At 43.7% G+C, this 25,648-nt stretch carries 24 protein-coding genes; 13 read left to right on the top strand and 11 right to left on the bottom strand.

Annotated features, from left to right (window positions below; all coding sequences use genetic code 11):
• Positions 1–59: 59 nt before the first annotated feature.
• The 4 genes from P855_RS0111315 to P855_RS0111300 are packed head-to-tail and all read right to left on the bottom strand — an operon-like array spanning position 60 to position 4,256.
• Positions 60–284, bottom strand: coding sequence for a twin-arginine translocase TatA/TatE family subunit (locus P855_RS0111315; RefSeq protein ID WP_028783679.1), 225 nt, complete (start codon positions 282–284; stop codon positions 60–62).
• A gap of 19 nt (positions 285–303) precedes the next feature.
• On the bottom strand, positions 304–1,734 hold the full coding sequence (locus P855_RS0111310; protein WP_028783678.1) for an alkaline phosphatase PhoX: 1,431 nt from the start codon (positions 1,732–1,734) through the stop codon (positions 304–306).
• 27 nt (positions 1,735–1,761) lie between these two features.
• The gene (gene tatC, locus P855_RS0111305) at positions 1,762–2,496 is read right to left on the bottom strand and encodes a twin-arginine translocase subunit TatC (protein WP_028783677.1); all 735 of its coding nucleotides are present in this window, start codon (positions 2,494–2,496) and stop codon (positions 1,762–1,764) included.
• A gap of 11 nt (positions 2,497–2,507) precedes the next feature.
• The gene (locus tag P855_RS0111300; protein WP_028783676.1) at positions 2,508–4,256 is read right to left on the bottom strand and encodes an alkaline phosphatase D family protein; all 1,749 of its coding nucleotides are present in this window, start codon (positions 4,254–4,256) and stop codon (positions 2,508–2,510) included.
• A 342-nt stretch (positions 4,257–4,598) separates the two neighbouring features.
• Here P855_RS0111300 and P855_RS0111295 point away from each other — a divergent pair, with 342 nt between their 5' ends.
• The gene (locus P855_RS0111295; RefSeq protein WP_028783675.1) at positions 4,599–5,192 is read left to right on the top strand and encodes a nitroreductase family protein; all 594 of its coding nucleotides are present in this window, start codon (positions 4,599–4,601) and stop codon (positions 5,190–5,192) included.
• 107 nt (positions 5,193–5,299) lie between these two features.
• Here P855_RS0111295 and P855_RS20830 read toward each other — a convergent pair whose 3' ends face one another.
• Entirely contained in the window at positions 5,300–6,205 is a 906-nt protein-coding gene (locus tag P855_RS20830) for a sulfite exporter TauE/SafE family protein (protein WP_051353185.1), read from the bottom strand.
• Between the two features lie 422 nt (positions 6,206–6,627).
• Between P855_RS20830 and P855_RS0111285 the strand changes: the two genes are divergently transcribed.
• The 9 genes from P855_RS0111285 (at position 6,628) to cysI (ending at position 15,948) form a co-directional block, all read left to right on the top strand.
• Positions 6,628–7,362: a phosphoadenylyl-sulfate reductase gene (locus tag P855_RS0111285; protein ID WP_028783674.1), complete on the top strand. Its 735-nt coding sequence runs from the start codon at positions 6,628–6,630 to the stop codon at positions 7,360–7,362.
• Between the two features lie 30 nt (positions 7,363–7,392).
• Complete coding sequence (gene sat, locus P855_RS0111280; protein WP_028783673.1) at positions 7,393–8,550, top strand: sulfate adenylyltransferase; 1,158 nt, start codon at positions 7,393–7,395, stop codon at positions 8,548–8,550.
• A gap of 5 nt (positions 8,551–8,555) precedes the next feature.
• Positions 8,556–9,149: an adenylyl-sulfate kinase gene (gene cysC / locus P855_RS0111275; RefSeq protein WP_028783672.1), complete on the top strand. Its 594-nt coding sequence runs from the start codon at positions 8,556–8,558 to the stop codon at positions 9,147–9,149.
• Positions 9,150–9,196: 47 nt separating this feature from the next.
• Positions 9,197–9,973, top strand: coding sequence for a uroporphyrinogen-III C-methyltransferase (cobA, locus tag P855_RS0111270; protein WP_028783671.1), 777 nt, complete (start codon positions 9,197–9,199; stop codon positions 9,971–9,973).
• A 22-nt stretch (positions 9,974–9,995) separates the two neighbouring features.
• Positions 9,996–10,760 carry a sirohydrochlorin chelatase gene (locus tag P855_RS0111265; protein ID WP_028783670.1) on the top strand — a complete coding sequence of 255 codons (765 nt, stop codon included), beginning with the start codon at positions 9,996–9,998 and terminating at the stop codon, positions 10,758–10,760.
• Positions 10,750–11,412 carry an NAD(P)-binding protein gene (locus tag P855_RS0111260; RefSeq protein ID WP_037986012.1) on the top strand — a complete coding sequence of 221 codons (663 nt, stop codon included), beginning with the start codon at positions 10,750–10,752 and terminating at the stop codon, positions 11,410–11,412. The genes P855_RS0111265 and P855_RS0111260 overlap by 11 nt, the downstream gene beginning before the upstream one ends.
• Positions 11,405–12,208, top strand: coding sequence for a uroporphyrinogen-III synthase (locus tag P855_RS0111255; protein WP_028783668.1), 804 nt, complete (start codon positions 11,405–11,407; stop codon positions 12,206–12,208). Before P855_RS0111260 ends, P855_RS0111255 begins: the two co-directional genes overlap by 8 nt.
• 153 nt (positions 12,209–12,361) lie before the next feature.
• The gene (locus P855_RS0111250) at positions 12,362–14,197 is read left to right on the top strand and encodes an assimilatory sulfite reductase (NADPH) flavoprotein subunit (protein WP_028783667.1); all 1,836 of its coding nucleotides are present in this window, start codon (positions 12,362–12,364) and stop codon (positions 14,195–14,197) included.
• A gap of 35 nt (positions 14,198–14,232) precedes the next feature.
• Positions 14,233–15,948, top strand: a complete 1,716-nt coding sequence (gene cysI / locus P855_RS0111245) for an assimilatory sulfite reductase (NADPH) hemoprotein subunit (RefSeq protein ID WP_028783666.1) — start codon at positions 14,233–14,235, stop codon at positions 15,946–15,948.
• A 33-nt stretch (positions 15,949–15,981) separates the two neighbouring features.
• Here cysI and ytzI read toward each other — a convergent pair whose 3' ends face one another.
• From ytzI to P855_RS0111215, 6 genes are all read right to left on the bottom strand, one after another.
• A complete protein-coding gene (gene ytzI, locus P855_RS21825; protein ID WP_084315683.1) occupies positions 15,982–16,155 on the bottom strand; it encodes a YtzI protein in 174 nt (57 codons plus the stop codon).
• 94 nt (positions 16,156–16,249) lie between these two features.
• Positions 16,250–17,965 carry a phosphoenolpyruvate--protein phosphotransferase gene (gene ptsP / locus P855_RS0111235; RefSeq protein WP_028783665.1) on the bottom strand — a complete coding sequence of 572 codons (1,716 nt, stop codon included), beginning with the start codon at positions 17,963–17,965 and terminating at the stop codon, positions 16,250–16,252.
• Positions 17,966–17,969: 4 nt separating this feature from the next.
• Positions 17,970–18,236, bottom strand: a complete 267-nt coding sequence (locus P855_RS0111230) for a phosphocarrier protein HPr (RefSeq protein WP_028783664.1) — start codon at positions 18,234–18,236, stop codon at positions 17,970–17,972.
• A gap of 53 nt (positions 18,237–18,289) precedes the next feature.
• On the bottom strand, positions 18,290–20,173 hold the full coding sequence (locus P855_RS0111225) for a PTS fructose transporter subunit IIABC (protein ID WP_028783663.1): 1,884 nt from the start codon (positions 20,171–20,173) through the stop codon (positions 18,290–18,292).
• Between the two features lie 13 nt (positions 20,174–20,186).
• Positions 20,187–21,101: a 1-phosphofructokinase gene (pfkB, locus tag P855_RS0111220; protein ID WP_028783662.1), complete on the bottom strand. Its 915-nt coding sequence runs from the start codon at positions 21,099–21,101 to the stop codon at positions 20,187–20,189.
• Positions 21,098–21,847, bottom strand: a complete 750-nt coding sequence (locus P855_RS0111215) for a DeoR/GlpR family DNA-binding transcription regulator (RefSeq protein WP_028783661.1) — start codon at positions 21,845–21,847, stop codon at positions 21,098–21,100. Before P855_RS0111215 ends, pfkB begins: the two co-directional genes overlap by 4 nt.
• 243 nt (positions 21,848–22,090) lie before the next feature.
• Between P855_RS0111215 and secG the strand changes: the two genes are divergently transcribed.
• The 3 genes from secG to rnr all read left to right on the top strand — a co-directional run bounded on the left by secG (position 22,091) and on the right by rnr (position 25,614).
• Positions 22,091–22,324: a preprotein translocase subunit SecG gene (gene secG / locus P855_RS0111210; protein WP_028783660.1), complete on the top strand. Its 234-nt coding sequence runs from the start codon at positions 22,091–22,093 to the stop codon at positions 22,322–22,324.
• A 177-nt stretch (positions 22,325–22,501) separates the two neighbouring features.
• Positions 22,502–23,245: an alpha/beta hydrolase gene (locus P855_RS0111205; RefSeq protein WP_028783659.1), complete on the top strand. Its 744-nt coding sequence runs from the start codon at positions 22,502–22,504 to the stop codon at positions 23,243–23,245.
• Between the two features lie 56 nt (positions 23,246–23,301).
• The gene (gene rnr / locus P855_RS0111200) at positions 23,302–25,614 is read left to right on the top strand and encodes a ribonuclease R (protein WP_028783658.1); all 2,313 of its coding nucleotides are present in this window, start codon (positions 23,302–23,304) and stop codon (positions 25,612–25,614) included.
• The last annotated feature ends 34 nt before the right edge of the window (positions 25,615–25,648 follow it).

Genomic DNA, 25,648 nt, shown 5'->3' with positions numbered 1-25,648 from the left:
GATTGTTTTACAAAAGCAATAAAAGAATACAAAAGAAAAAGCGGATATGGCATCCGCTTTTAACTTCCGGTTTTTTGGTCTTCTTTTTCTACAGCTTTAAGTTTTTGCTTTTCCTTTTCCTGGGATCCTCCATCTCCATTTACAAGGTCGCTTGTAGCGTTCTTGAATTCTTTCAATGTGCTTCCGAATGCCCTGCCGATTTCCGGCAGTTTGGATGGCCCAAAGATAATTAAAGCGATGACTAGTACAAGGATTAACCCTGGAATTCCGATATTTGATAACATTCATTACACCTCCGAATTTTTATAATATTGGCATACCATGTCTCTGGAATGCCGCTGCTTCAAGAGCAGACATTCCCTCCATTTCCGCAAAGGCAGATACTTTATCTGATACTTTCGGGGCGTATGGTGCTGGTGGTACAGCATGCCCCATCTGGCGCTGTCTTCCTGTATTTTTACTCGCAAACGGTCCCCAAATGGCAAAGGTGATACCCGGTGTCTGGATATTGATAAAGAAAGTATCTCCCTGGGTAGAGAAAGTGGGTCCTGCAAGTTCGGATCCGTTCAACCGGTTTTCGGCAAATAAATAAGTTTCCCCTTCAGGGGTCATTCCGATTATCCGGTCGGTTCCGCCGCCGTCTTCTGCAATCCAAAGATCTCCCCATGGTGTGAGACAAATGTTGTCCGGCATTTCCAAATCATTGGACTCAGTTGACTCGTAGAACAACTCTAATGTATTTGTAGCTGGAATATAACGATATACACGTCCAAGATTATTGTCGCCTGCAGAAGTGTCGTCAAACCAGAAGACTCCGCCCTCAAAATAGGCTCCTTCGAGTCTGCTGAACGGGATGCAGCCTTTTCGACCAGCATCCAGGGTAGGTTTCTCAGGGTCGACATCTTTCCACACTACTCCAAATCTTTGGCCACTATGGAATTCACTTGTATGGTCCATACTCATTTCTTCCATGGCAGCTGCCTGCAAGACGCCGCCTTTTTGTAAGGAACCGGTCCGCTGACTTCTGTCATGAGGAATAAAGCGATAGAAATAACTAGGCCCGGCGTCCTCTGTCAAATAGACGATGCCTGTAGCAGGGTCAATCGCGGTAGCTTCATGGGAAAAAGCTCCCATGTCACGGATCGGTGTTCTGGATAAATTATTTTCCGGATCAGATGGGTCGATTTCAAAAACGTAACCATGTCCTTCTTGCAGGGTTTCTTCACATGTCAGCCATGTCCCCCATGGAGTGGCTCCGCCTGCACAATTGCGGATGGTGCCAGAGGAAGTGACGTATTCTTTCTGAACTTTGCGATTGGCATCTACAACCAAAGCAGTAGTGCCGCCAGTATGTTCCCGTTGATAAGGATTCCTGCCTATGACTGGATATTTCGTATTTCCACTCAATTCATGATTTCGTACAAGTACCGTAGAGTTGTTCTTACCCGGAAAGGCTGCCATGCCATCGAATTTTTCAGGGATGGGCCGGCCATCGGCCATAAGACCGCCTTCTTCTGAGATAATCCGATATTGAAATCCTTGAGGAAGGTCAAGGACGCCTCCAGGATCTTTGACTAATGGGCCATATCCCCGAAAGGAATTCCTGGCTGCTTTCGGTGAAGCAAGGGCTTTGGATTCATTGAATGAAAGCAGACCAGTAGAACCTAAAGCAACTGCTGCTGTACTTAGCCCGCCTGCTTTCAAAAAATCGCGGCGATTCATATTTTTGGTCATTTCCATACCTCCTGATAGAAATCTGATTTACGCTGCAGATTGGCTGGCTGAGTTTGCTGCCAGACGTTTCTTATATACAAAAGAGGATAAACTGATACTGATTTCATATAAGGTCAAGAGTGGAAGAATCACAAGCACATCCGATAAAAAATCTGGAGGTGTAATCAAAACCGAAACTACCACCATCACAAAATAGGCGAATTTTCTAGCTTTCCTTAAGCGAAGTGGATTCAAAATGCCAAGCCTTGTCAAAAACAATACGACTAACGGCATTTCAAATAGCAGTCCGAAAGGCACAGTCATGTTCAGCATGAATCGGAAATATTTATCGGCCGTAAACATCATTTCAAATTGACCTTCAGATAGAGAGGTCAAAAACCCTAGCACAAGGGGAAATAATAGAAAGTATCCGAATGCAAGACCGATTATAAAAAGAAAAAACATTGCTGGAATAAACCGCAGCGTCACTTTACGCTCTTCCCGGCTTAATGCAGGTGCAACAAACCGCCAGATTTGAAAAGCAGCTACGGGTATGGTCGCTGCCATAGAAATGACAGCGGCAAGCATCAGGTAGACCCAGAGAATTTCACTGGGACCCAGAACTGCCAACGGTGTGTCCAGTCCCCTGATCACCCATTCATAAATGGGCTTTACGAAAATAAATCCGCCTATAAGAAATCCGATGAATGATACGATTGTGATGATTAAGCGGTTCCTGAGTTCTTCTAAATGTCCGATGAGCTGCTGATTTTTACCATCCATAGCTTATTCCTTCAATTCAACTGTTTTTCTTTGCGAAATTGTTTTTTATGGGCACGATCATGTGCTTTATGACGGTCTTCCTCTACTTCACTGGATGACTGCTTCCCTTCTGGAACGATGGTTGCTGATACTTCCTTGAGGCCAGCTTGATCCTTTTCGTAAACAAAGGAAGCTCGAGTGGAAATGTCTGCACCAGGTTTGGATACAAAAGGAAGTACACGGTAATCTGTTTTCCACTGAGTAGGAGTGACTTCACAGCGAACATACCCGCGGTAGTCATTGAAAAATTTAATATGATCGTTTTGCTCTAAAATACGGTCAGTGTCTGCACGTTTATCGGCTCCATTTCCCCCGGATGTAATCGATGTTCCGACAAATTCCGCACCAAGCACCTGAGATTTCAAATCATCAAAGTCGGCCAGCAGGGTGGATGCCCAGTTAGCATGAACATCACCGGTCAACACAATGAGATTGTCTAAATCGATGCTGCTTGCATAGTCAGTAATACGCTGGCGGGCTGGTGTATAGCCATCCCAGCTGTCCATGCTGAACCGAGGTTCTTCCGGACTTGGTCCGTAGTTTCTTTTGGCGAAGAAGATTTGCTGTGCCAGTACATTCCAGTGTGTTTGCGACTGGTCGAGATTATCCAGCAGCCATTGCTCCTGCTTGTCGCCTAATAATGTGCGTGAAGGGTCAAGGGATTCTTCGGTTTGTGGAGAGCTTTTGTCTCCATTAGCCTGATCGGAGCGATATTGCCGTGTATCTAATACATAAAAATTTGCCAGGTTGCCATAGGAGAAATTACGGTACAATTGCATATCCGGTCCATGAGGCATGGATGATTTTCTGAGCGGCATGTGTTCATAGTAAGCCTGGTAGGCAGCGATCCGACGGTTAACAAATGCTTCTACTGATTGTCCTTTTTCAGGTATCATATCTGCATAATTGTTTTCAACCTCATGGTCGTCCCAAGTCACTACCCATGGAAAAGCGGCATGGGCTGACTGTAGATCTTTATCGGAACGATATTGAGCATGACGATTGCGATAATCTTCCAACGTCATGATTTCCGGACCTTTATGTGCCCGTACGTTTCCGGTTGAAGCAACATACTCATTCGGTCCATATTCATAAATGTAATCACCAAGGTGAAAGACAAGATCAAGGTCTTCTTTTGCCATATGTTTATAAGCGGTATAATAGCCGTGTTCATATTGCTGGCAGGAAGCGAATGCGAACGAAAGACTTGCTGCAGGTGCATTACTTTCTGGAAGTGTCTTTGTCTTTCCAACCGGGCTGTAATCTTTTCCAACCTTAAAACGATAGTAGTAGATGGTATCAGCATCCAGATCCGCGGCTTCTATATGAATGGAATGGCCAAGTTTTGGGCTGGCTACTTCAGTACCACGTTGCACAATATCACGGAAGTGTGCGTCCTTAGCCAATTCCCATTTCACTGCTATGTTACGTTCAGGCATGCCGCCTCCGTTCATTGGGTCGACAGCTAATCTTGTCCACAAAACTACGCTGTCAGATAGTGGGTCACCTGAGGCTACACCGAGTGTGAACGGGTAGCTTTCGAACTCTTCCTCCTGCGCTTCAACAGTTATGCCTCCCATCGATTGAGCAACTGCTACTCCTAAAGATATTCCTGCAATTTTACCCGCACCATGCAAAAATCCTCTGCGGTCGACATCCTTTTGCAATGTTTCTTCGTTCAACCTTTGAATCAAATCATCTATTACCCTTTTCTCAGTCATGCAATATCTCCTCTCTATGTTCGAAATGTTTGGAACAATTGCCATTATACGAGGTGATTTTTAACTGGTTGTTAAGTAATGTAAATGCAGGAATGAAAAGGAAGGTATTTATACTCAGGAAAATAGGTGGAATAAATAATGAATGTTCATCATTCATGGGGAGTGTTTAGTTATTTAGCAATGAGTTATATGGATGGAAAGAGGAAGAATTTCTTAGTATTTATTACCTGATTTTTTTAACGTTATCTAAACAATAACTTTAATTATTTTTTCGTAACGTTTTGACATTTTTCTATGTTTCCGTTACTTTCACTTTATTGATAGACAGAGGAGGTGGAATGGATGGAAATCTATGAGGCAATTAAACAGAGAAGGTCAATTCATGATTTTAAACATCGAAATGTGGAAGAAAGCATTCTGAGATCTATTTTCGCTGCGGCCTCGTGGGCGCCGACACACCGGATGAAAGAGCCTTGGGAAGTTCATATTATCCAAAATAAAGCCGTAGCATCTTTTGCTGAGCAGGTTACGGAAAGTTATCTGCGTCTAGGTTATGCCAAAGGTTATGATAAAGAAAAACAGGGGAAGCTCATGGAAGGTATAAAAGATCATCTGTTATCTATACCGCACCATGCGATCATATATATGGAAAAAGGTAAGGATTTGCGTCTGTTTGAAGAGGATTATGCTGCTGTCTGCGCTTTTATTCAAAACGTACAGTTAATGGCATGGAAACATGGAGTCGGAGTGTTATGGACGACAAACCCTTATATTTACGATAGGGAATTTTCCAAGTCGTGTGGAATCGATCCTGAGCTCTATAAAATTGTTTCTGTATTACAGATGGGGTATCCTAATAAAATACCTAAGCCAAAAAGGCGGACACCAATCGAACAGAAAGTGAATTTCATTAATGATTGGCAACTGAATGGTTGAAGCATTCTTTAAAATTTCTGTAAGCTGGTTTAAAATAAACCTGCTGAGATTTCTACTTTTAATACTCTCTCTTTGTTTACTCAGCAGGTGTTATTTACAACTCTTTTTTACCCGAAATTTTCTCCTTTAGGATCCACAACTCTTTCTCTCTTTTGAAAATGAAAATTTTTCCGTATGGAGGTGATGATAGCTGCCAGCCATCCCAGTACCATCACAATATAAATTAAAACCATCATGTCTCCTGATATATTCATTGCAAGTAGAAGAGTCCGTAAATTAGTCAGAATAATAAAACCTCCAGCCCCTACTCCAAGTATGAATGACGGGACGATTCGTACAAGCCATGCAGCCAGCGGTGCTGCTGCTACCCCTCCGATCATAAAGGATACTACCCATAACCAGTGAAGCTGTTCCCAACCTAAGAATAGTAGAAATCCTAACGTGGCAGAGATAGTAATCGCAAATTCAGTTGTATCCACTGTACCGATCACTTTCCTGGGCAAGGCCCCTTTTCTTGATAGAAGGACCGGTGTGTTGATCGGCCCCCAGCCTCCTCCGCCGACAGCATCCAAAAACCCTGCTAAGGCACCTAAAGGGTATAGGAAGCACTTTCTAACAGGAACTTCTTTCCGCTTTACACTTGATGTGTTCATGAGTAAAAACCGAACCACAATGTAGACCCCCAAAAGGAGGAGGAAGATTGAAATAAATGGTTTGATCTTTTCACCGGGAAGGCTGCTCAAAAAGGCAGCTCCGAGAAAAGCACTGATCGAGCCGGGGATTATTAATGGCAGAACTAATTTCTTATCTATGTTATCGAATTTATAATGGGAGTAACCGGAAACGGCTGTGGTAGCTATTTCAGCCATATGGATAGATGAAGAGACCACCGCAGGAGCTACCCCATATGCAATTAATAAGGTGGATGAGGTTAATCCGTATGACATTCCGAGCGCACCATCAATCAATTGGGCAAAAAAGCCTACTAGTGTAAAAATGATTAATTTTCTCAAGTTAATCAACCTCCAACTTATTAATACTAAACCTATGAGTTTACTCGGGATTAAGTTCAAAAAAATAAATTTAAAATAGCTAATACCGTAATCTGAAATAATAGCTTTCAATCTAAAGGAATATCCATAACTTGTCAAGCAGGAATACAAAACCGGTTCTATTAGCCTGATTGGAAAAATCAGCCCAAAGTGACCTTGGAAACGATTATTCCCAGGCACGAACAGCAGCTTCCTGCATGCTGAAATGATCATGATTACTGGGAAAAAAGTATAAATATTTTAATTAGTATTGACATTATTTTTAATTCCACATATCATGTTTATCAATCACATAAAACCAAGTTAACTCATCGGATTTATAAGTTAAGTGTAAGTAAGGAAACTTTGTATAAACAAAATCAATTGATTGGAGGAGGGGACGAATGAATCAACCAGCAATTACTTATAAAGATTTTCCGGGAGACCCATTTAAAGGCTGGGAGCCTGTGGATGATACAAAAGGGGCGTCTGAGGTCTTGAAATGGGCTTATGATTCATACGGACAGTCTCTTGTTTATGCTTGCAGCTTTGGAGCGGAAGGTATTGTTTTAATTGATTTGATTGCAAAAGTGAAAAAAGATGCAGAAATCGTCTTTCTTGATACTGGTCTTCATTTTCAGGAAACCTATGACCTGATTGAGAAAGTGAAAAAGAGATACTCTGATCTTGTCATTCATATGAAAAAGCCTGACTTGACTCTGGAAGAGCAGTCACAACAGCATGGTCCAGCACTTTGGAAAAAGAACCCGGACCAATGCTGTTATATCAGGAAGATAAAGCCCCTGGAGGATGCTCTTAACGGAGTGGATGCATGGATTTCCGGGTTGAGGCGTGAGCAATCCCTAAGCCGGAGCAAGACTGATTTTGTCAATAAAGATGAACGCTTCAAGTCCATTAAGGTATGCCCGCTTATCCATTGGACGTGGGAAGACGTATGGGATTATATCCGAGTAAATCAATTGGATTACAACGAACTTCACGATAATAATTATCCGAGCATCGGTTGTATTCCCTGCACGTTTGCCGTGGAGGGTACAGAAAACTCAAGAGCTGGAAGATGGAGCGGTTTTAACAAGACAGAATGCGGTCTTCATGTACCTGCAGAAGAAAAGAAATAAACATAAAACTAACATAAGGAGGAACTATTCATGACACTTATTGAACCCCACGGAGGAACGCTAGTGAACCGGCTGAAAGGAAACTGGGAGGAAGCATCGGCAATTATCGAGCTCGATGCTATGGCTTTAAGCGATCTCGAGCTGATTGCTACTGGGGCCTACAGCCCAATAGAAGGTTTTTTAAATAAAAAAGACTATGAATCTGTTGTCGAAAAAATGAGGCTTGCTGATGGGACACCGTGGAGTATCCCAATCACTTTGCCAGTTTCTAAGGAACAGGCAGAAAGCTTAAATACAGGAGAAACAGCAGAGTTACGTAAGGATGAGACCGTTTATGGACAGATAAAAATCGAAGAGCTTTATCAGCCAGATAAAGAGAGGGAAGCAGAGCAAGTATATTTGACTACGGAATACCAGCACCCAGGGGTCAGGAAATTATATGACCGTCCTGATTTTTATGTGGCAGGGAAAATTCAATTGCTGGAGCGTCCTAAACGGGAACATGATCAAAAGTTTTACTTGGATCCAGCTGAAACAAGGGCATTATTTAAAGAGCTCGGCTGGAAACGCGTCGTCGGCTTTCAGACAAGAAATCCGGTCCACCGCGCCCATGAATACATTCAAAAAGCAGCATTGGAAACCGTAGATGGACTGTTCCTGAATCCATTGGTCGGTGAGACCAAAAGTGATGATATTCCAAGCGATGTGCGAATGGAAAGCTATCAGGTTTTATTAAAAAACTATTACCCGGAAGCCCGCGTTACATTAGCAGTCTTTAATGCGGCAATGCGTTACGCAGGTCCAAGGGAAGCTATATTCCATGCGCTAGTCAGAAAAAACTTCGGATGCACCCACTTCATAGTCGGGCGTGACCACGCTGGTGTTGGTGATTACTATGGCACTTATGATGCACAGAAGATCTTCAGTAATTTTGAATCCGAAGAGCTTGGAATTACCCCCCTCTTTTTTGAACATAGCTTTTACTGCCTGGCATGTGAAGGGATGGCCTCTCATAAAACATGCCCGCATGATGACGACCAGCATGTCATATTGTCAGGGACAAAAGTACGGGAGCTGTTAAGAAATGGGGAAAAGCCTCCGAAAACATTCAGCCGTCCTGAAGTCGTCGAAATACTGATCAATGGATTGAACAGCCAGAATACCGTAAAGCAAGGACAGGAAGGGTGAGCGGATTGGGGTCGAACATTGTATGGCACCAAGCAGCAATTGAAACGAAGGATTACCGGAACAAAAACGGCCATCACAGTGGAGTAGTCTGGCTTACAGGGCTGTCTGGTTCAGGTAAATCAAGCATTGCCAATCAAGTGAATAAGAAGCTGTATGAAAGAAGTATCCAAAGCTATATTCTGGATGGTGACAATATACGGCATGGATTGAATGCAGATCTTGGGTTTAAACCAGAGGATCGAAAAGAAAACATAAGAAGAATCGGAGAAGTCGCCAAGCTGTTCGCAGATAGCGGGACCATAGTTTTGACCGCATTTATCTCTCCGTATCAGGAAGACAGGGACCGTGTCCGGGATATCGTCGAATCTGGTGACTTTCTGGAGGTGCATGTCGACTGCCCGCTGTCCGAGTGCGAGTCCAGAGATCCAAAAGGCCTCTATAAAAAAGCAAGAAATGGAGAAATAAAAGGATTTACGGGAATTGATTCCCCATATGAAGCACCAGATTCACCAGAACTGGTACTGGAGTCGAACGTATATAGTGTGGATGAATGTGCAGAGCAGCTCATTTCTTTTCTCGAGAAAAATGAATGGCTGTAAGGGTGCCAAATGAGTTCTGATTTGGGGAAAAGGAGTGATCATTTAAGATGAAAAAAGTATTTTTGGTCGGAGCAGGCCCTGGGGATCTTGACCTCATTACCGTAAAAGGACTGAAAGTGATCCAGCAGTCAGATGTAATTTTATACGACCGGCTGATCAATGAACAGCTGCTTGAAGAAGCTCCGGCTCACGCTGAACTTATTTACTGCGGGAAAAGTCCTGATAATCATTCACTTACCCAGGAAACCATAAATGGTCTGCTTTGCAAGTTTGCTTTACAGGGAAAAACAGTCACCCGTCTCAAAGGTGGAGACCCATTTATCTTCGGCAGAGGAGGAGAGGAAGCGGGAGAGCTGGCTAAAAGAAGGATCCCCTTTGAAATAGTACCCGGAGTCACTTCAGGGGTGGCTGCTCCCGCCTACGCCGGAATCCCGGTTACCCACCGTAATTACAGTTCTTCTGTCGCTTTCATTTCAGGTGTAAGCAAGCTCAGTTCAGAAGAGGAATCGTATTGGAAACACGTTGTAAATTGCATGGATACGCTTTGTATCTATATGGGTGTGAAAAAACTGCCGGAGATTTGTGATCTGCTGATCCGCAATGGCTGTTATCGTGAAACACCGGTAGCTCTTGTGCAATCGGGTACGACTGAAAACCAGTTCACAGTGACTGGAACCCTGGAAGATATCGTACAAAAGGCTGAAGGAATCAGTAACCCGTCCATGATTATAGTGGGGGAAGTCGTAAAACTTCGTAATCAGCTGCAGTGGTTTGAGCAGCTGAATTCAGAGGCAACACAGCCTGTCGACTCTGTTGTCGGGTAGTAATTAAGGAGGTCCGGTCATTATGCAAGGAATACTATACATCAGCCATGGCAGCCGGGTTCCGGAGGCTAGACGACAAGCGGTTGATTGCATTCAAGCCGTTAAGCATAAAGTGGGTATCGGACTTCAGGAAATCTGTTACTTGGAACTAGCTCAGCCGGATATGGAGGAAGGGATCAGACTTCTGGTGGAAAAGGGAGCAGATAAGATTGCGGTTATTCCAGTCTTACTGCTGCGTGCAGGCCATTATTATACGGATATACCTAAGGAAATCGAAGCAGCCAAAAACAAGTACCCTGATATAGAATTTCAATACGGAAAGCCGGTTGGAGTACAGGATCGGCTGATCGATATTTTAGTCGAACGTATCAAAGAAACGCATGCCCCTGTTCCCCCGGATGCTAATATTCTCCTGGTAGGCAGAGGAAGCCGAAATCCTGAAACGCCTATGGCAATACAGATGATTCAGGAGAAGCTTCGCAAAAGAATGGGTGGAATGAATGTAGATGCCTGTTATTTGGCTGCCTGTCAGCCCTCTTTTGAAAAAGGTCTGGAAAAGTCCATTCAAGCAGGATACAGCCTGACGATTGTTGTGCCATATCTATGGTTCACTGGCATTTTAATACAGTCAATGCAAAAAAGAGTCCGGGATTATCAGGAGTCCGGTCAACCAGTTGTTTTGTGTCAGCATCTCGGCGACCACCCGAAGATGGTGGAAGCGCTGGCGGAACGGGTCTATGAAATCATTCCGGTTAGGAAACTGAAGGTGAATGGTCATGGGGAATGATTTCGCAGAACAGCAAGAAGTCAATTTTCAACCATTGATGATCGACTTCAAAGGCAGGTGTGTAGTCATTATCGGGGGAGGGAAGGTGGCAGCTAAAAGAGCCAGGGTGCTCCTCCAGGGCGGGGCTTTAATAACAGTCATCAGTCCAGCATTGGATACGGAATTAGAAAAGATGCGGAAACAGGAAAAAGTCAATTGGAAGAAAAAGCTTTTTGAACCTGATGACTTGGAAGGAGCATTTATGGTCGTCGTGGCAACGGATGACCCGTCCGTCAATATGTCTGTACTTCAATCGTCTTCACAGGTTCCGCTCGTGAATGCAGCTGGGGAAGCGAGCGGGGGTAATGTCCACTTTCCTGCTTTTTTGAAAAGGGGGAAATTGACTCTTACTGTATCCACCCATGGAGCCAGTCCTATACTTACTTCCCGAATAAAGGAAGAACTGGAAAACCGGTTTGAACCTGATTTTGAAATGTATGTGGATTTTTTATATGAGTGCCGGCAGCTGATTAAGAATACTCCACTTAGTAAACAGGAGAAGCGCCAATTTCTTCATGAACTTTTGGATGAGTCTTTTAGAACTGAAGAAAAACAGCAGCAGATAATTCTATGGCTTAAGAGACTGGCAGAAGGAGGGGAGAGATATGAGTAGTCTGGAGGGAAAACGGATAGGGATAGCCGCAGAGAGAAAAGCCGAAGTCATCAGCAAAATGATTCGGAATAAAGGCGGCATCCCTGTTATTTATCCGCTACAGGGGATGCAGCATCTGAATAAGGATATAAGCAGCAAAAACATCTATGATTTCCTGGAGAAACCATTTGATTGGGTTGTTTTAACCACAGGAATAGGGGCAGCTACCCTGGAAGAAGCAGCAAAAACAGCAGGCGTTCATAAAGAGTTTGTCAATAAATTAAGCCAAACAAAAATTGCAGTTAGAGGTAGGAAAACGATGCAATGGCTGAAGGAGAATGCACTTCAGGCAGAACGTGTTTCCTCAGATGGAACAATGGAAAACCTTCTGTCAGCTTTTCATGCTGACTCCAGCGGCGGAGATATTTTTTTGCAGGCATATAACCAGGAAGATGCCAAATTGAAAAATTCCCTGGAGCATCTCGGAAATAATGTTTATCTTTCACAGCCTTATTTTTATGAGCAGCCGCTCACGGAAGTGGTCAGGAGTCTGAAGTATGACATTGCCGATCTTTATCTGGATACCGTTGTGTTCACTAGTAAAACCCAGGTCAGAAACTTATTCCATGACGAAACTGGCCGTGAAATTCTTGTAAAAGCTTTTAACCATAGAGTGTTAGCAGCGGCGATTGGGAAAGTGACAGCGGGTGAGCTGTCGGCCCAAGGCATTACTGATGTTCTTCAGCCCGAGGATTCTAAAATGGGGGCGATGGTTGTGGCTATTGATCACCACTACCGGCAAGGACAAAGTCCATGACTACGTTAGAGGTTAAGCAGCGTGTGCCGTATATAATACTTTAAAAAAGTTTAACTTTGTTAGAGGGTTAAAGTAAAAAACTAAGGCTTTCGCTATAAGTACTTGGCGATAAGCCAAGTTTTTCTAATGATTAATTTTGTGAGGTGGATAGTTTTGCAGTTTCAGGTAGAGAATAGTCCATTTACTAAAGAGCAGGTAGAACATCTGAATCGCCTTTTGCCAACATTGACAGAGGCGCAGAAAATTTGGTTAAGCGGTTGTCTGGCTGCTTCTTTTGGAGGAGAATCAGCAGCAACAATAGAGGGGCATGGAGAGGTTTCTGCAGCAACTGCTCCTGTTCAGGCGCCGGCGGTTGCTGCCCGAGAAGTGACAGTCCTTTTTGGTTCCCAAACAGGGAATGGTCAGGGGCTTGCAGATGAATTGACAAAAAAACTGGAAGAAAAGGATTTTACCGTCACGCTTTCTTCCATGGACGATTTTAAACCAAAGTCCATTAAGGATGCAGAGGATTTATTGATCATTGCCAGTACCCATGGCGAAGGAGATCCACCGGATAATGCTCTCTCATTCTACGAATTTCTTCATAGTAAACGGGCTCCAAAGCTCCAAAACGTCCGTTTCTCTGTCCTTTCCCTTGGAGACAGTTCTTACGAGTATTTCTGTCAGACAGGAAAAGATTTTGATAAACGTCTGGAGGAATTAGGAGCGGAAAGACTTCATTCAAGAGTTGATTGCGATGTCGATTTCGAAGATTCTGCGGATGAATGGTTTGAAGGCGTATTAAACAGGTTGAATGAAAGCCGGAATGAGCAAGGTAATTCTCCAGTATCTCAAACAACTGGAGGAGATTCATCTTCCGCCCCGGTCTATTCAAGAAAAAAGCCATTTGATGCGGAAATTTTAGAGAACCTGAACCTGAATGGCAGAGGCTCAAATAAAGAGACACGCCACCTGGAACTGGATCTCGAAAGTTCGAATCTTATGTATGAGCCAGGCGACAGTTTAGGGATATTTCCGCAAAATGATCCAGTCCTCGTCGATCAGCTTATGGATGCGTTGGGGTGGAATCCGGAAGAATCAGTGCAGGTAGATAAACAAGGGGAAGTAAGATCCGTTAGGGAAGCTCTTCTATCCTTTTTTGAAATTACCCGGCTGACGAAGCCGCTACTGGAACAGGCAGCAGAGCTAACTGGAAACAAACAGTTAGCAGCATTGATCGAGCCGGAACAGAAAGAAGAATTGAAGGAGTATCTGGAAGGCAGAGATCTTCTTGATCTTATCAAGGATTATAAACTGCAAGCTTCCCCGCAGGAGTTCGTCCCTATTTTGCGAAAAATACCGCCTCGTCTGTATTCGATTGCGAGCAGCCTGAAGGCCAACCCTGATGAAGTACATCTTACCATTGGTGCATTAAGGTATGACGCCCACGGGCGAAGCCGCTCGGGTGTATGTTCCGTCCAATGTGCAGAACGGTCCCAGCCAGGCGATGCGCTTCCAGTTTATATTCAGCATAACCCTAATTTCAAACTTCCCGAAAACCCTGATACACCTATCATCATGATCGGGGCAGGTACAGGGGTGGCACCTTACCGGGCTTTCCTGGAGGAGCGGGAGGAAATCAAAGCAGAAGGAAAAACTTGGCTGTTTTTCGGCGAACAGCATTTTAGATCAGACTTCCTCTACCAGACGGAATGGCAGAAGTGGCTGAAGGAAGGTGTGCTTACCAGGATGGATGTTGCATTTTCCCGGGACACGGAGGAGAAAGTCTATGTCCAGCATCGGATGCTGGAAAAAAGCAAAGAGCTTTACCAATGGTTAGTCGAAGGAGCAGTCATCTATGTATGCGGCGATGAAAAACATATGGCTCATGATGTTCAAAATGCCCTGCTGACCATATTGGAACAGGAAGGCAGTATGGGAAAGGAAGAAGCAGAAGATTATCTAAGTAAAATGAGACAGGAAAAAAGGTACCAGCGTGACGTTTACTAGGTAAACAGGGACATAAAGGGAAAGGAGTTTAGGTAATGACAGATCAGAAATCCAAGCAATATCATGGCCCGCCCAGTGAAATGGAAAATATAAAAGAAGAAAGCGACTACCTGCGGGGTACAATTGAGGAAAGCTTTTCCGACCCGATTACAGCTGGAATAAAGGATGACGATACCAAGCTGTTAAAATTTCATGGCAGCTATCAGCAGGATGACCGGGATGTACGCAATGAACGTAGAAAACAGAAGCTTGAACCAGCTTATCAATTTATGGTGCGTGTCCGACTGCCAGGTGGCGTAGCAACTTCTGAGCAATGGCTTACCATGGATGAGATAGCCGATCATTACGCAAATGGGACGCTAAAATTGACCACCCGCCAGACGTTCCAGCTGCATGGTGTTTTAAAATGGAATATGAAGAAAAGCCTTCAAAAGATGAACCAGTCGTTAATGGACACCATTGCTGCTTGTGGGGACGTTAACCGGAATGTCATGTGCAATGTTCAGCCATACCAGTCAGAAACACATGCAGAGGTCTATAATTTGGCGAAGGAATTAAGTGATCACCTACTTCCGAAAACGAAAGCCTATCATGAAATTTGGCTGGATGAGGAAAAAGTCGCTGATAGCAGAGAGCCTGAAGAAATCGAGCCAATGTATGGTAAATATTATCTGCCACGAAAATTCAAAATCGGTATAGCAGTTCCTCCTTCTAATGATATAGATGTGTTTTCACAGGATTTAGGATTCATTGCTATTATAGAAGATGGCGTACTGAGAGGTTTTAATGTTACTGCCGGTGGCGGTATGGGTATGACCCATGGAGATACAAACACTTACCCTCAGCTGGGACGGGTAATCGGCTTTTGTCCAGCAGATAAAATTAAAGAAGTTGCCGAAACCATCATTACCATCCAGCGCGATTATGGAAACCGGTCCGAGCGGAAGAACGCCCGTTTCAAATATACGATTGATGCACGTGGAGTAGATTGGCTTATCAAGGAATTGAATGAAAGGCTTGGATGGGAACTGGAGGAACAACGTCCGTATCACTTTGAAAATAACGGCGACCGTTATGGTTGGATTAAAGGGGACGGGAAATGGCATTTGACCTTATTTATTCAGAATGGAAGAATCAAGGATAGCAGAGAACAGTCACTGAAGACAGGGTTAAGGGAGATTGCCAAAATCCATACTGGTGATTTTCGGCTTACTCCGAACCAGAATGTAATCATCGCTAATGTAACGGAAGAAAAGAAGTCGGAAATCAATGATCTTGTCCAAAAATACGGCATGACCGATGGTAAAGAGAATTCTGCCCTGCGGAGAAATTCCATGTCTTGTGTGGCTCTGCCTACATGTGGATTGGCAATGGCCGAGTCCGAACGTTATCTTCCTGTGCTGCTTGATAAAATCGAAGTTATGCTTAAGGAAGCAGGTCTTGAAGACGAAGAAATAGTCATTCGTATGTCCGGCTGTCCCAACGGATGCTCGCGCCCTGCTCTGGGCGAGATTGCCTTTATCGGGAAAGCCCCAGGAAAATATAATATGTATCTGGGTGCCGGTTTCACGGGCGACCGTTTGAATAAACTGTACCGTGAAAATATAGGAGAACAAGAAATTCTTGCTGAATTAAAACCTATATTATTCGATTATGCAGAGAAGAAAAAGGATAATGAACGGTTCGGGGATTTTGTGATTCGCGCCGGGTATGTAGAAGAGGTTCATTCGGGCCTTGATTTTCATAAGTAAAAATACAAAAAGCTGATGCCTTCCAGGAAAGCGTCAGCTTTTTTGAGCTTCATTTTCAGCATTATGTTCCGAATTATTATCTTCATCATCAGGATGCGGATCTACTGTGTGTTTATAATTGTAGCCGGAATTTACTGCAAAACCAAAAGCTGCTGCTATACCTAATACAATGATCACGGAAATGATCATGATGATAGTGAACGTCATGGTTATCCTTCTTTCCCTATAATAATGAACAAAAAGAAGGAGAGCGATCCCCTTCTTTTTTGTTTATTATGGCATAAGTTGCCTCTCATTACTATTATTGATTTGTCTTTTCTTTAATAAATGCCACTACTTCATCGGCTGTACCCATAGATAGCAGGTTCTCTTTATAGGAAGCCATTTCTTCTTTAGATAAGTCCTTCAATTGTGTACGGGCAGGAAGAATGGAAGTAGCACTCATGCTAAACTCGTCAAGCCCCAATCCAAGCAGGATAGGAATAGCAATGGAGTCACCGGCCATTTCGCCGCACATGCCTGCCCATTTGCCTTCTGCATGAGCAGCTTCGATAACATTATTGATCAAGTTCAATATCGCCGGATTGTATGGCTGGTACAAGTAGGAAACCCGTTCATTCATACGGTCGGCAGCCATTGTATATTGAATCAGGTCATTTGTTCCGATACTGAAGAAATCAACCTCTTTAGCGAACTGACGTGCAATCATCGCAGTCGCAGGAATTTCTACCATGATACCAACTTCGATATCATCTGAAATGTCATGACCTTCTTCTTTCAGTTTCAATTTTTCTTCATCTAGCATGTTTTTCGCTTCACGGAATTCTTCCAGCGTAGCGATCATCGGGAACATGATTTTCAAGTTACCGTGTACACTGGCACGCAAAAGCGCCCGCAATTGGGTACGGAAAATATCATCGCGTTCCAGACACAGACGGATGGCACGGAAACCAAGGAATGGATTCAATTCCTTAGGGAGATCGAGGTAATCCAATTCTTTGTCACCGCCGATATCTAACGTACGGACGACGACAGGCTTGTCTCCCATTTGCTCCAGGACAGATTTATAAGCTCCAAATTGTTCTTCTTCGGTTGGGAGCTGACTTTTCCCCATATAAAGGAATTCGGTACGGTAAAGACCGACACCTTCGCCACCGTTATTCAATACACCTTCGACGTCATCTGGTGTACCGATATTGGCAGCAAGTTCGACGTGCGTTCCATCCGCTGTGACGGTTGGCTCATCCTTGAGCTTCGCCCATTCCTGTTTTTGCTTTTCAAAATCAGCCATTTTTTGCTGGTAAGTATCCAACTCTTCTTGAGTTGGATTGACGATAACATCGCCGTCGATCCCATCAACAATAATTTTTTCATCTTTTTCAGCTTTTCTGGTAATTTCCTTCGTACCCACGACTGCAGGAATCTCTAATGAACGTGCCATGATAGCTGAATGAGAAGTACGACCGCCAATATCTGTCGTAAACCCTTTGACGTATTGCTTGTTCAACTGAGCTGTGTCAGAAGGGGTCAGGTCATCCGCTACGATGACCACTTCTTCATTGATCAAAGCAGGATCGGGGAATGTTACATCAAGTAAATGGGCCATCACCCGCTTGGTTACGTCCTGAATATCAGCGGCACGCTCGCGCATGTATTCATTATCCATATTTTTGAACATATCAATGAACATATTCGCTGTCTCATCCAGCGCAGCTTCAGCATTGACATTTTCAGATTTGATTTTATCTTCAATCGGCTGGATCAATTCAGGGTCACTCAGAACCAGCAGGTGGGCAGAAAAGATTTCTGCATGTTCATCCCCGAGTGATTTCTTCGTATGTTCCTTGATTTTCTCAAGTTCAGATTTGGAAATGTCCAGTGCTTCATGTAACCGTTTGACTTCGTCTTCTGGAACATCGACATTGTTTTTATTATAGGAAAGGTCTGGAGCCTCCAGACGGTATACCTTTGCGATAGCAATACCACTGGAAGCCGCAATCCCTTTGATGTGACTCATGTTGTTATTCCCCCAGGCCTTCGTTTTTCATAGTTTCCTCTAACTTCTGAATAGCTTCTTCTTCGTCATTGCCTTCTGCTGTAATTTTCACTTCTGCTCCGGATGGGATGCCAAGACTCATAATTCCCATGATGGATTTCAAATTGACAGCTTTCTCTTTATAGTGCAGGTTGATTTCTGATTCGAAGTTTCCTGCCTTCTGAACAAGTACGGTAGCCGGGCGTGCATGTACGCCATCAGACGATGTAATTGTAAAAGTTTTTTCTTTCATGATTTATTCCTCCTCAAAAGGGTTCTCTTTGTTCACATCTTAACTATACCATTTTAAGCTTTTTGCAGGTCTTTTTTCAAGAATCCTACAATAATAGCACTGATAAATGCTCCGATCAAAATAGCTATTGTATAAAGATACCATCCACCTTCAACGAGCGGGAATACGAAAATCCCTCCATGTGGGGCAAATAATTGAATTCCGAACAACATGGTAAGGGACCCTGCAACAGCTGAACCTATTACAAGAGAAGGAATAACTCTTACCGGGTCAGCAGCTGCGAATGGAATAGCACCCTCTGTAATGAAAAATGCTCCTAGAGGAAGGGCTGTCTTTCCTGCTTCTCGTTCTTGTGGTGTGAATTTGTTTTTAAAAATCAAAGTAGCGATACCCATAGCTAGTGGAGGAACCATACCTCCAGCCATAATAGCCGCAATGAATTCATAGTTCTGTGCGTCAATCATCGCCAGTCCGAATGTATAAGCAGCTTTATTGATCGGTCCACCCATGTCGATCGCCATCATGCCGCCTAATAGCAGTCCTACGACAGCCAGGTTCGTGCCGCCCATTCCTTCTAACCAGCTCAGTACACCACTGTAAACTCTGGTCAATGGTGGATTGATTAGCAGCATGACCATCCCGGTACCAAAAATGGCAAGTACAGGATAAAATAACACGGTTTTTAAACCATCAAGCATATCAGGTAAGCCCTCAAGCAGTTTTTTAATTCCAAGTGTCAAATAACCAGCAAGAAAACCTGCGATCAGACCGCCAAGAAAACCAGAACCGCTCGTTCCTTCCACACCAGTGGTGATTGCTATTAAACCACCAACCATGCCAGGAGCAAAGCCCGGGCGATCAGCGATACTGGACGCAATGAAACCAGCCAGCACTGGAACAAGTAAGAAGAAGGCGTTATCTCCGCCAATAATGCTTAGCATTTCAGCAAAACGGTTGTATTGATCACTGGACGGGTCAGCTGCATTGATTCCGAACAAAAAGGAAATGGCAATTAAGATCCCGCCCCCTACTACAAATGGAAGCATGTTGGAAACACCGTTCATCAAGTGTTTGTAGATACCTGAACGTTGATTTCCTTGATTTGAAGAGCGCTCAGAAGAATTGCCGCCTCCCTGGTAAATTGGAGCATCTTTTTTTACAGCGCGATCCAACAGCTTTTCAGGTTCATGGATAGCTTTTGCGACTGGTACTTCAATGACAGGCTTACCTTTGAAGCCTTCCATTTCTACTTTTGTATCAGCTGACACAATGATTGCGTCTGCTTCTGCGATATCTTCGTCGGTAAGGCGGTTTTTCACTCCACTAGAACCATTGGTCTGTACTTTAATATTTATTCCTTTTTCTTTGGCTGTTTCTTTCAATTTATCGGCAGCCATATAAGTGTGGGCGATACCAGTGGGACATGCGGTAACGGCTAAGATTCTGTTGGCCTTACCTTCTGATTCCACTTCGCCTTCTTCTTCTGCTTCTTTGGCATTTATGGCTTCTATGACTTCATCTTCCGTTTTAGCCTGCTCAAGCTGGGCACGGAATTTTTTATCCATTAAGAACGAGGATAAGCGGGATAAAGTTTCCAGATGAGTCTTATTAGCGCCCTCTGAAGCCGCAATCATAAAAAACAGGTTTGTCGGCTGTCCATCAAGGGATTCATAATCAAGGCCTTCTGATGAGCGCCCAAATGCAATGGCTGGCTCTTTGACAGCACTGGTCTTAGCGTGCGGGATTGCAATTCCTTCACCTATTCCTGTTGTGCTTTGTGCTTCACGTTCTAAGATAGCTTCTTTAAAACCCTGTTTATTATTCAAACGGCCTGCCTGATCCAATTTACTTACCAGTTCATCGATTGCCTCCGCTTTTGAACGAGCGGAAAGATCTAACAGAATCGTGTCTTTTTTCAATAAATCTGTTATTTTCATGGAAATCCCTCCTTTAATTTAACCCGGTAATATCAATATCGTTGAGTAATCCGTCTACTTCTTTTTGATTACAGAGATCATCATTGAATGCGGTAGCACTTCCGGCAGCTACTCCATATCGTAAGGCTGCTTCAAGGTTCTTGCCGCTCGATAGAGCTGCCAGGAACCCGGCTACTACTGAATCTCCGGCTCCAACTGAGTTTTTCACTTGTCCTTGTGGGACATTAGCATGCAAAGCATGATTTGAATCAACAAGAACAGCACCATCCCCGCCCATAGAAACAATGACGTTCTCTGCACCTTGCTCGACCAGTTTTTTTGCATAAAAGACCGCGTCGTCTTTCGTAGTGACAGTTGTCTCGAACAACTGACCTAACTCGTGGTGGTTCGGTTTCAACAGCATGACGGGAGAACCGATCAGCTGTTGAAGTGCTTCACCAGATGTATCAGCAACTAAAGAAATATTGTTTTGTTTACATATGTCGGCGATGTTCAGGTAAATATCTTTATCCAATGAAGAAGGAACACTTCCTGCAATCACTAAAGTATCTTCAGGTGACAATTTTTCAATAGAAGATAACAGTTCTCTTTGCTGCCCAGTTGTGATAGAGGGCCCAGGTCCGTTGATTTCGGTCTCATCACCCGCTTTCATTTTGACATTGATGCGGGAGGGTTCACCGGTTTCAATGAAATGGTGGGAAACCCCTTCATCATCTAAGAAAGAACGGATGAACTGTCCGGTAAACCCCCCTGCAAACCCCAAGGCTGTGGACGGGGTTGACAGTTTGTTCAACACGCGGGAAACATTAATCCCTTTTCCACCCGGATAATAAAAAGTTTTTTCAGCGCGGTTCAATCCTCCTGGTTCAAACTTACTTACATGCATAATGTAGTCGATGGAAGGATTCAGTGTACAAGTATATATCATGGTGTCACAACCTTTACTTCAGTTAGTTCTTTAAATATTGGCAGGATATCGTCGGGTGCATCAGAAATGATGCCTGCCTCCCGTATATCTGCAACTTTTGCAAATGTAATTTCGTTGAATTTTGAGGAATCCGCTAAAATGAAAGTTTCTCCGGATAATTGAAGAGCCGTTTTTTTTACAACTGCCTCTTCAGGGTCTGGCGTAGTGAATCCTTCCTTGGGGTGGACCCCGTTGATACCGAGAAAGCTTTTATCGAAACGGTAATGTTTTAAGCTTTCGACAGCGTGTGCCCCGATAACTGCCCGTGTTTTTCGCTTAATTCGACCACCGACAACATAGGTCTCTATGTCATAGCCCGTCAGCGTTTCCAAAAGGGAAAGCCCGTTGGTGACGACCAGAACATTTTTCTGAGATAAATAAGGTATCATCTCGTAAGTGGTCGAACCAGCATCAAGAAAGATGCTATCGCCATCCCGTACCAGGCTGGCCGCATATTTGGCGATAGCTTGCTTTTCAGCCAAATGGACAGTCTTTTTCTCCTGGAGGCTTAGCTCTTCGCTGGCTGCACTCTTTATGGATGCTCCTCCATGAACACGACGGAGCTTTCTTTGTTCCTCTAAATAACTGAGGTCGCGCCTGATAGTGGATTCTGAGGCGTTGGCAGCTTCCACCAGTTCTTTCATCTTGACTGTTTTTTTATCCTGAAGCAGCTTTAGAATGGTTTGATGGCGCTCAGGTGTCAACATGGGCTGACACTCCTTTCAGAATATCCTGCTTTCATCATAAAGGAAGCCTTTTCATTTTTCAATCAAAATCAATCAAAAACAATCAATAAGTGTCATACATGTGAACAGAAACAGCTAAAAACATTCATGTTTACTGCCTTTGGATTTGTCATGGGAAACAGGGATATTATCTTGCCTGGGATGGGAATTTGTGCTACATTTACATTATGTATTTGTGCGTTCTTAGGAGGTGTCAGTCACATCATGCAAACACTTGCAATCACGTTATTAACAATTGATACACTTGTCATGATCGTTCTAGTTCTTCTTCAATCCGGTAAAAGCGCAGGCCTGTCTGGTGCCATTTCCGGTGGGGCTGAGCAATTATTTGGTAAGCAAAAAGCAAGGGGAATCGATGCTGTGCTTCATAAAGCTACCATCGTAACCGGAGTACTTTTTTTCGTTTTCGCCTTCTTAGCTGCTTATGTATTAAGTTAGTAATGAAACCGGGAAAGCCGTGCTGATCAGCGCGGCTTTCCTTTTGTATGAATGGGAATCTGCAAAGCAAACAGGTAGGTAGTATCGGATGCTGTCTGCTAAAATAAAAAGGCTGACTAAAAGAGAATGAAAAAGGACTTAATAGGGAATTACAAAGATAAGGAGAGAACTATACTTATGAAAATCAAACAACCACAACCGTTCACGTTTGAAGAAGGAGAACGTGCGGTATTGTTACTACATGGATTCACAGGACATTCCGCAGATGTAAGGATGATGGGACGCTTTCTGCAGAAACATGGTTATACCAGCCATGCACCTATTTATCGTGGTCACGGTCTGCCACCGGAAGAATTGACTAAGGCAACGCCCGATCAGTGGTGGGAAGATGTTCAGCAAGCCTTGAATCATTTACGTGATTTAGGATATGAAAAAATTGCTGTAGCAGGTTTGTCACTTGGAGGGGTTCTTGGACTGAAGCTCGCTTTTACAGAAAAAATCAGAGGCGTTGTCCCTATGTGTGCTCCCATGTTTTTTGATAATGAAGAACAATTGACGGCAGGATATCGCTTCAAAGCAAAAGAATATAAACAACTAGAAGGAAAAGACAAAGCTACGATTCAACATGAAGTAGAAGAGCTGATGGAGCAGTCTGAAGATATGTTCAAGCAGCTGGGGCAGTTCATCAACGAAGTTCATGATCATGTCGACCACATTTACACACCGACGTTCGTAGTCCAGGCCTCTAAAGATGAGATGATTAATAAGGAAAGCGCTAATTATATATTTGAGAATGTGGAATCCGATCAAAAAGATATCAAATGGTATGAGAATTCGGGGCATGTCATCACTATGGACCAGGAAAAGGATGAGCTCCATCAAGATGTACTCGAGTTTTTAGAATCGTTAGACTGGGACTGAGTTCATGTTCCATCAGGGTCGGAGTGTCACGGAACGATAAAGGAGGATGAAGCGTTTTGAGTACAGAAATAAAAAGCAAGGTATTAGACTTTTTTAATGAAACAGCATCAAAACCACTATCAGTCCAGGAACTGGAAGAAACGCTTGAGCTCGATGGAGCCGATGACTTTTCAGACCTCATGAAGACGCTGAATGAATTGGAAGAACAAGGGGAATTAGTACGGACACGTAAAAACCGTTTTGGTCTGCCGGAAAAAATGAACTTGATTCGCGGCCGAATCCAGATGCATGCCAAAGGGTTTGCCTTTTTGATACCGGACGAAGAAGGCAAAGATGATATATATATTCACCATTCTGACTTGCACTCTGCCATGAATAATGACAAAGTGCTGGTCCGTGTGGAAAAAAGAGATGAATCAGGAGCAAGGCCGGAAGGAACAGTCATCCGTATTCTGGAGCGGGCTACGGACAAAGTTGTGGGTACGTATCAGCCAAGTAGAAACTTTGGATTTGTCATTGCGGATGATAAACGGATACCGAATGATATTTTTATCCCAAAAGGAGCGGCCAATGGTGCTGCGGATGGTCATAAGGTAATTGTGAAAATCACTAAATACCCTGAAGACCGGATGAGTGCTGAAGGGGAAGTTGAGGAAATACTTGGTCATAAGAATGATCCGGGAATCGATATCATTTCCATTATTTATAAGCATGGAATCAAATTAGATTTCCCTGATGAGGTATTAGAACAGGCAAAAAATACTACGGATGAAATCTCACCGGAGGAAATCAAAAACCGTCGTGATTTACGCAATGAAATGATTGTTACCATTGATGGTGCTGATGCGAAGGATTTAGATGACGCTGTAATGGTCAAACGGCTGGAAAACGGAAACTTCAAACTTGGAGTTCATATAGCGGATGTTTCTTACTATGTGGAAGAAGGATCTCCGATCGACAAGGAAGCTGCTGAACGAGCGACAAGTGTTTATCTGGTCGACCGTGTCATTCCGATGATCCCCCACCGGTTATCTAACGGTATCTGTTCTTTGAACCCACAGGTAGACCGTCTGACATTATCCTGTGAAATGGAAATCAACAGTAGTGGTGAAGTAGTAGAGCATGAGATTTTCCAAAGTGTAATCAGGACGAATGAGCGTATGACCTATAAAGACGTGAATAAGATTCTTGAAGATCAGGATCCGGAATTAATGGAACGTTATAAAGATCTGGTACCTATGTTTGTAGACATGGGTAAACTCGCCGCAACATTGAGGAAAAAAAGAATGGGACGGGGAGCTATCGATTTCGACTTCAAAGAAGCCGGTGTCATAGTCGACGAACAAGGAAAAGCTGTGGATGTCAAACTACGTGAACGCTCTGTGGCGGAACGGTTGATTGAAGAATTCATGCTCGCTGCCAATGAGACTGTAGCCGAGCATTTCCATTGGATGGATGTGCCATTCATCCACCGGATTCACCAGGACCCAGATCCTGATAAACTTCAGCATTTCTTTGAATTCGTTGCAAATTTGGGATATGTCGTGCGGGGTACAGCGAATGAAATCCACCCCCAGGCTTTGCAGAAGGTCCTCGAGGGTATTGAAGGTACACAGGAAGAAATGATTATCTCAAAATTGATGCTCCGTTCCATGCAGCAGGCGAAATATGACCCGCAAAGTATCGGCCACTTTGGGCTGGCAACGGACTTTTATACACACTTCACTTCTCCAATCAGGAGATATCCGGATTTAATTGTCCATCGTTTGATACGGACGTACCTGGTGGATAAGAAGCTCGACGAGAAAACCCGGCAGCACTGGAAAGAGAAAATGCCTGAAATCGCTCGTCATTCCTCTGAAATGGAACGTGCGGCAGTCGATGCGGAACGAGAAACAGATGATCTAAAGAAAGCCGAATACATGCAAGATAAAATCGGAGAAGAATTTGAGGGCGTCATCAGTTCTGTGACCAGCTTTGGACTATTCGTCGAACTGCCAAACACAGTAGAAGGACTGGTCCATGTCAGTTATCTGACGGATGACTATTATCATTTTGAAGAGCGGCAATATGCGATGATTGGTGAGAGGACAGGTAATGTCTTCCGTATTGGCGACGAAGTGACTGTACGAGTGACGAATGTGAACCTGGAAGAGCGTGTAGTCGATTTTGAAATTGTCGGCATGAAACCAAGGAAAGAACGTGATCCTGACGCCAAACCGAAAGTCATAAAAACAAGAAGTGCCAATCGCACTTCTGAAAACAAGAGCGGGAAGAAGAAAGAAAAGGGTAAAAATAAAAGTAAGAAGCCCTTTTATAACAACAAAGGGTTGAAACAAAGAAAGAAAAATAAAAAGAAAAAGAAATGATCCTATACAAAAGCTGCCGGTATATTACTGGCAG

This window comes from Thalassobacillus devorans MSP14 (genome assembly GCF_000496835.1).
Classification (GTDB): Bacteria; Bacillota; Bacilli; order Bacillales; family Halobacillaceae; genus Thalassobacillus; species Thalassobacillus devorans_B.
Note: the sequence above shows the minus strand (reverse complement) of the source record. Positions and strands in the feature narration are given on the sequence as shown.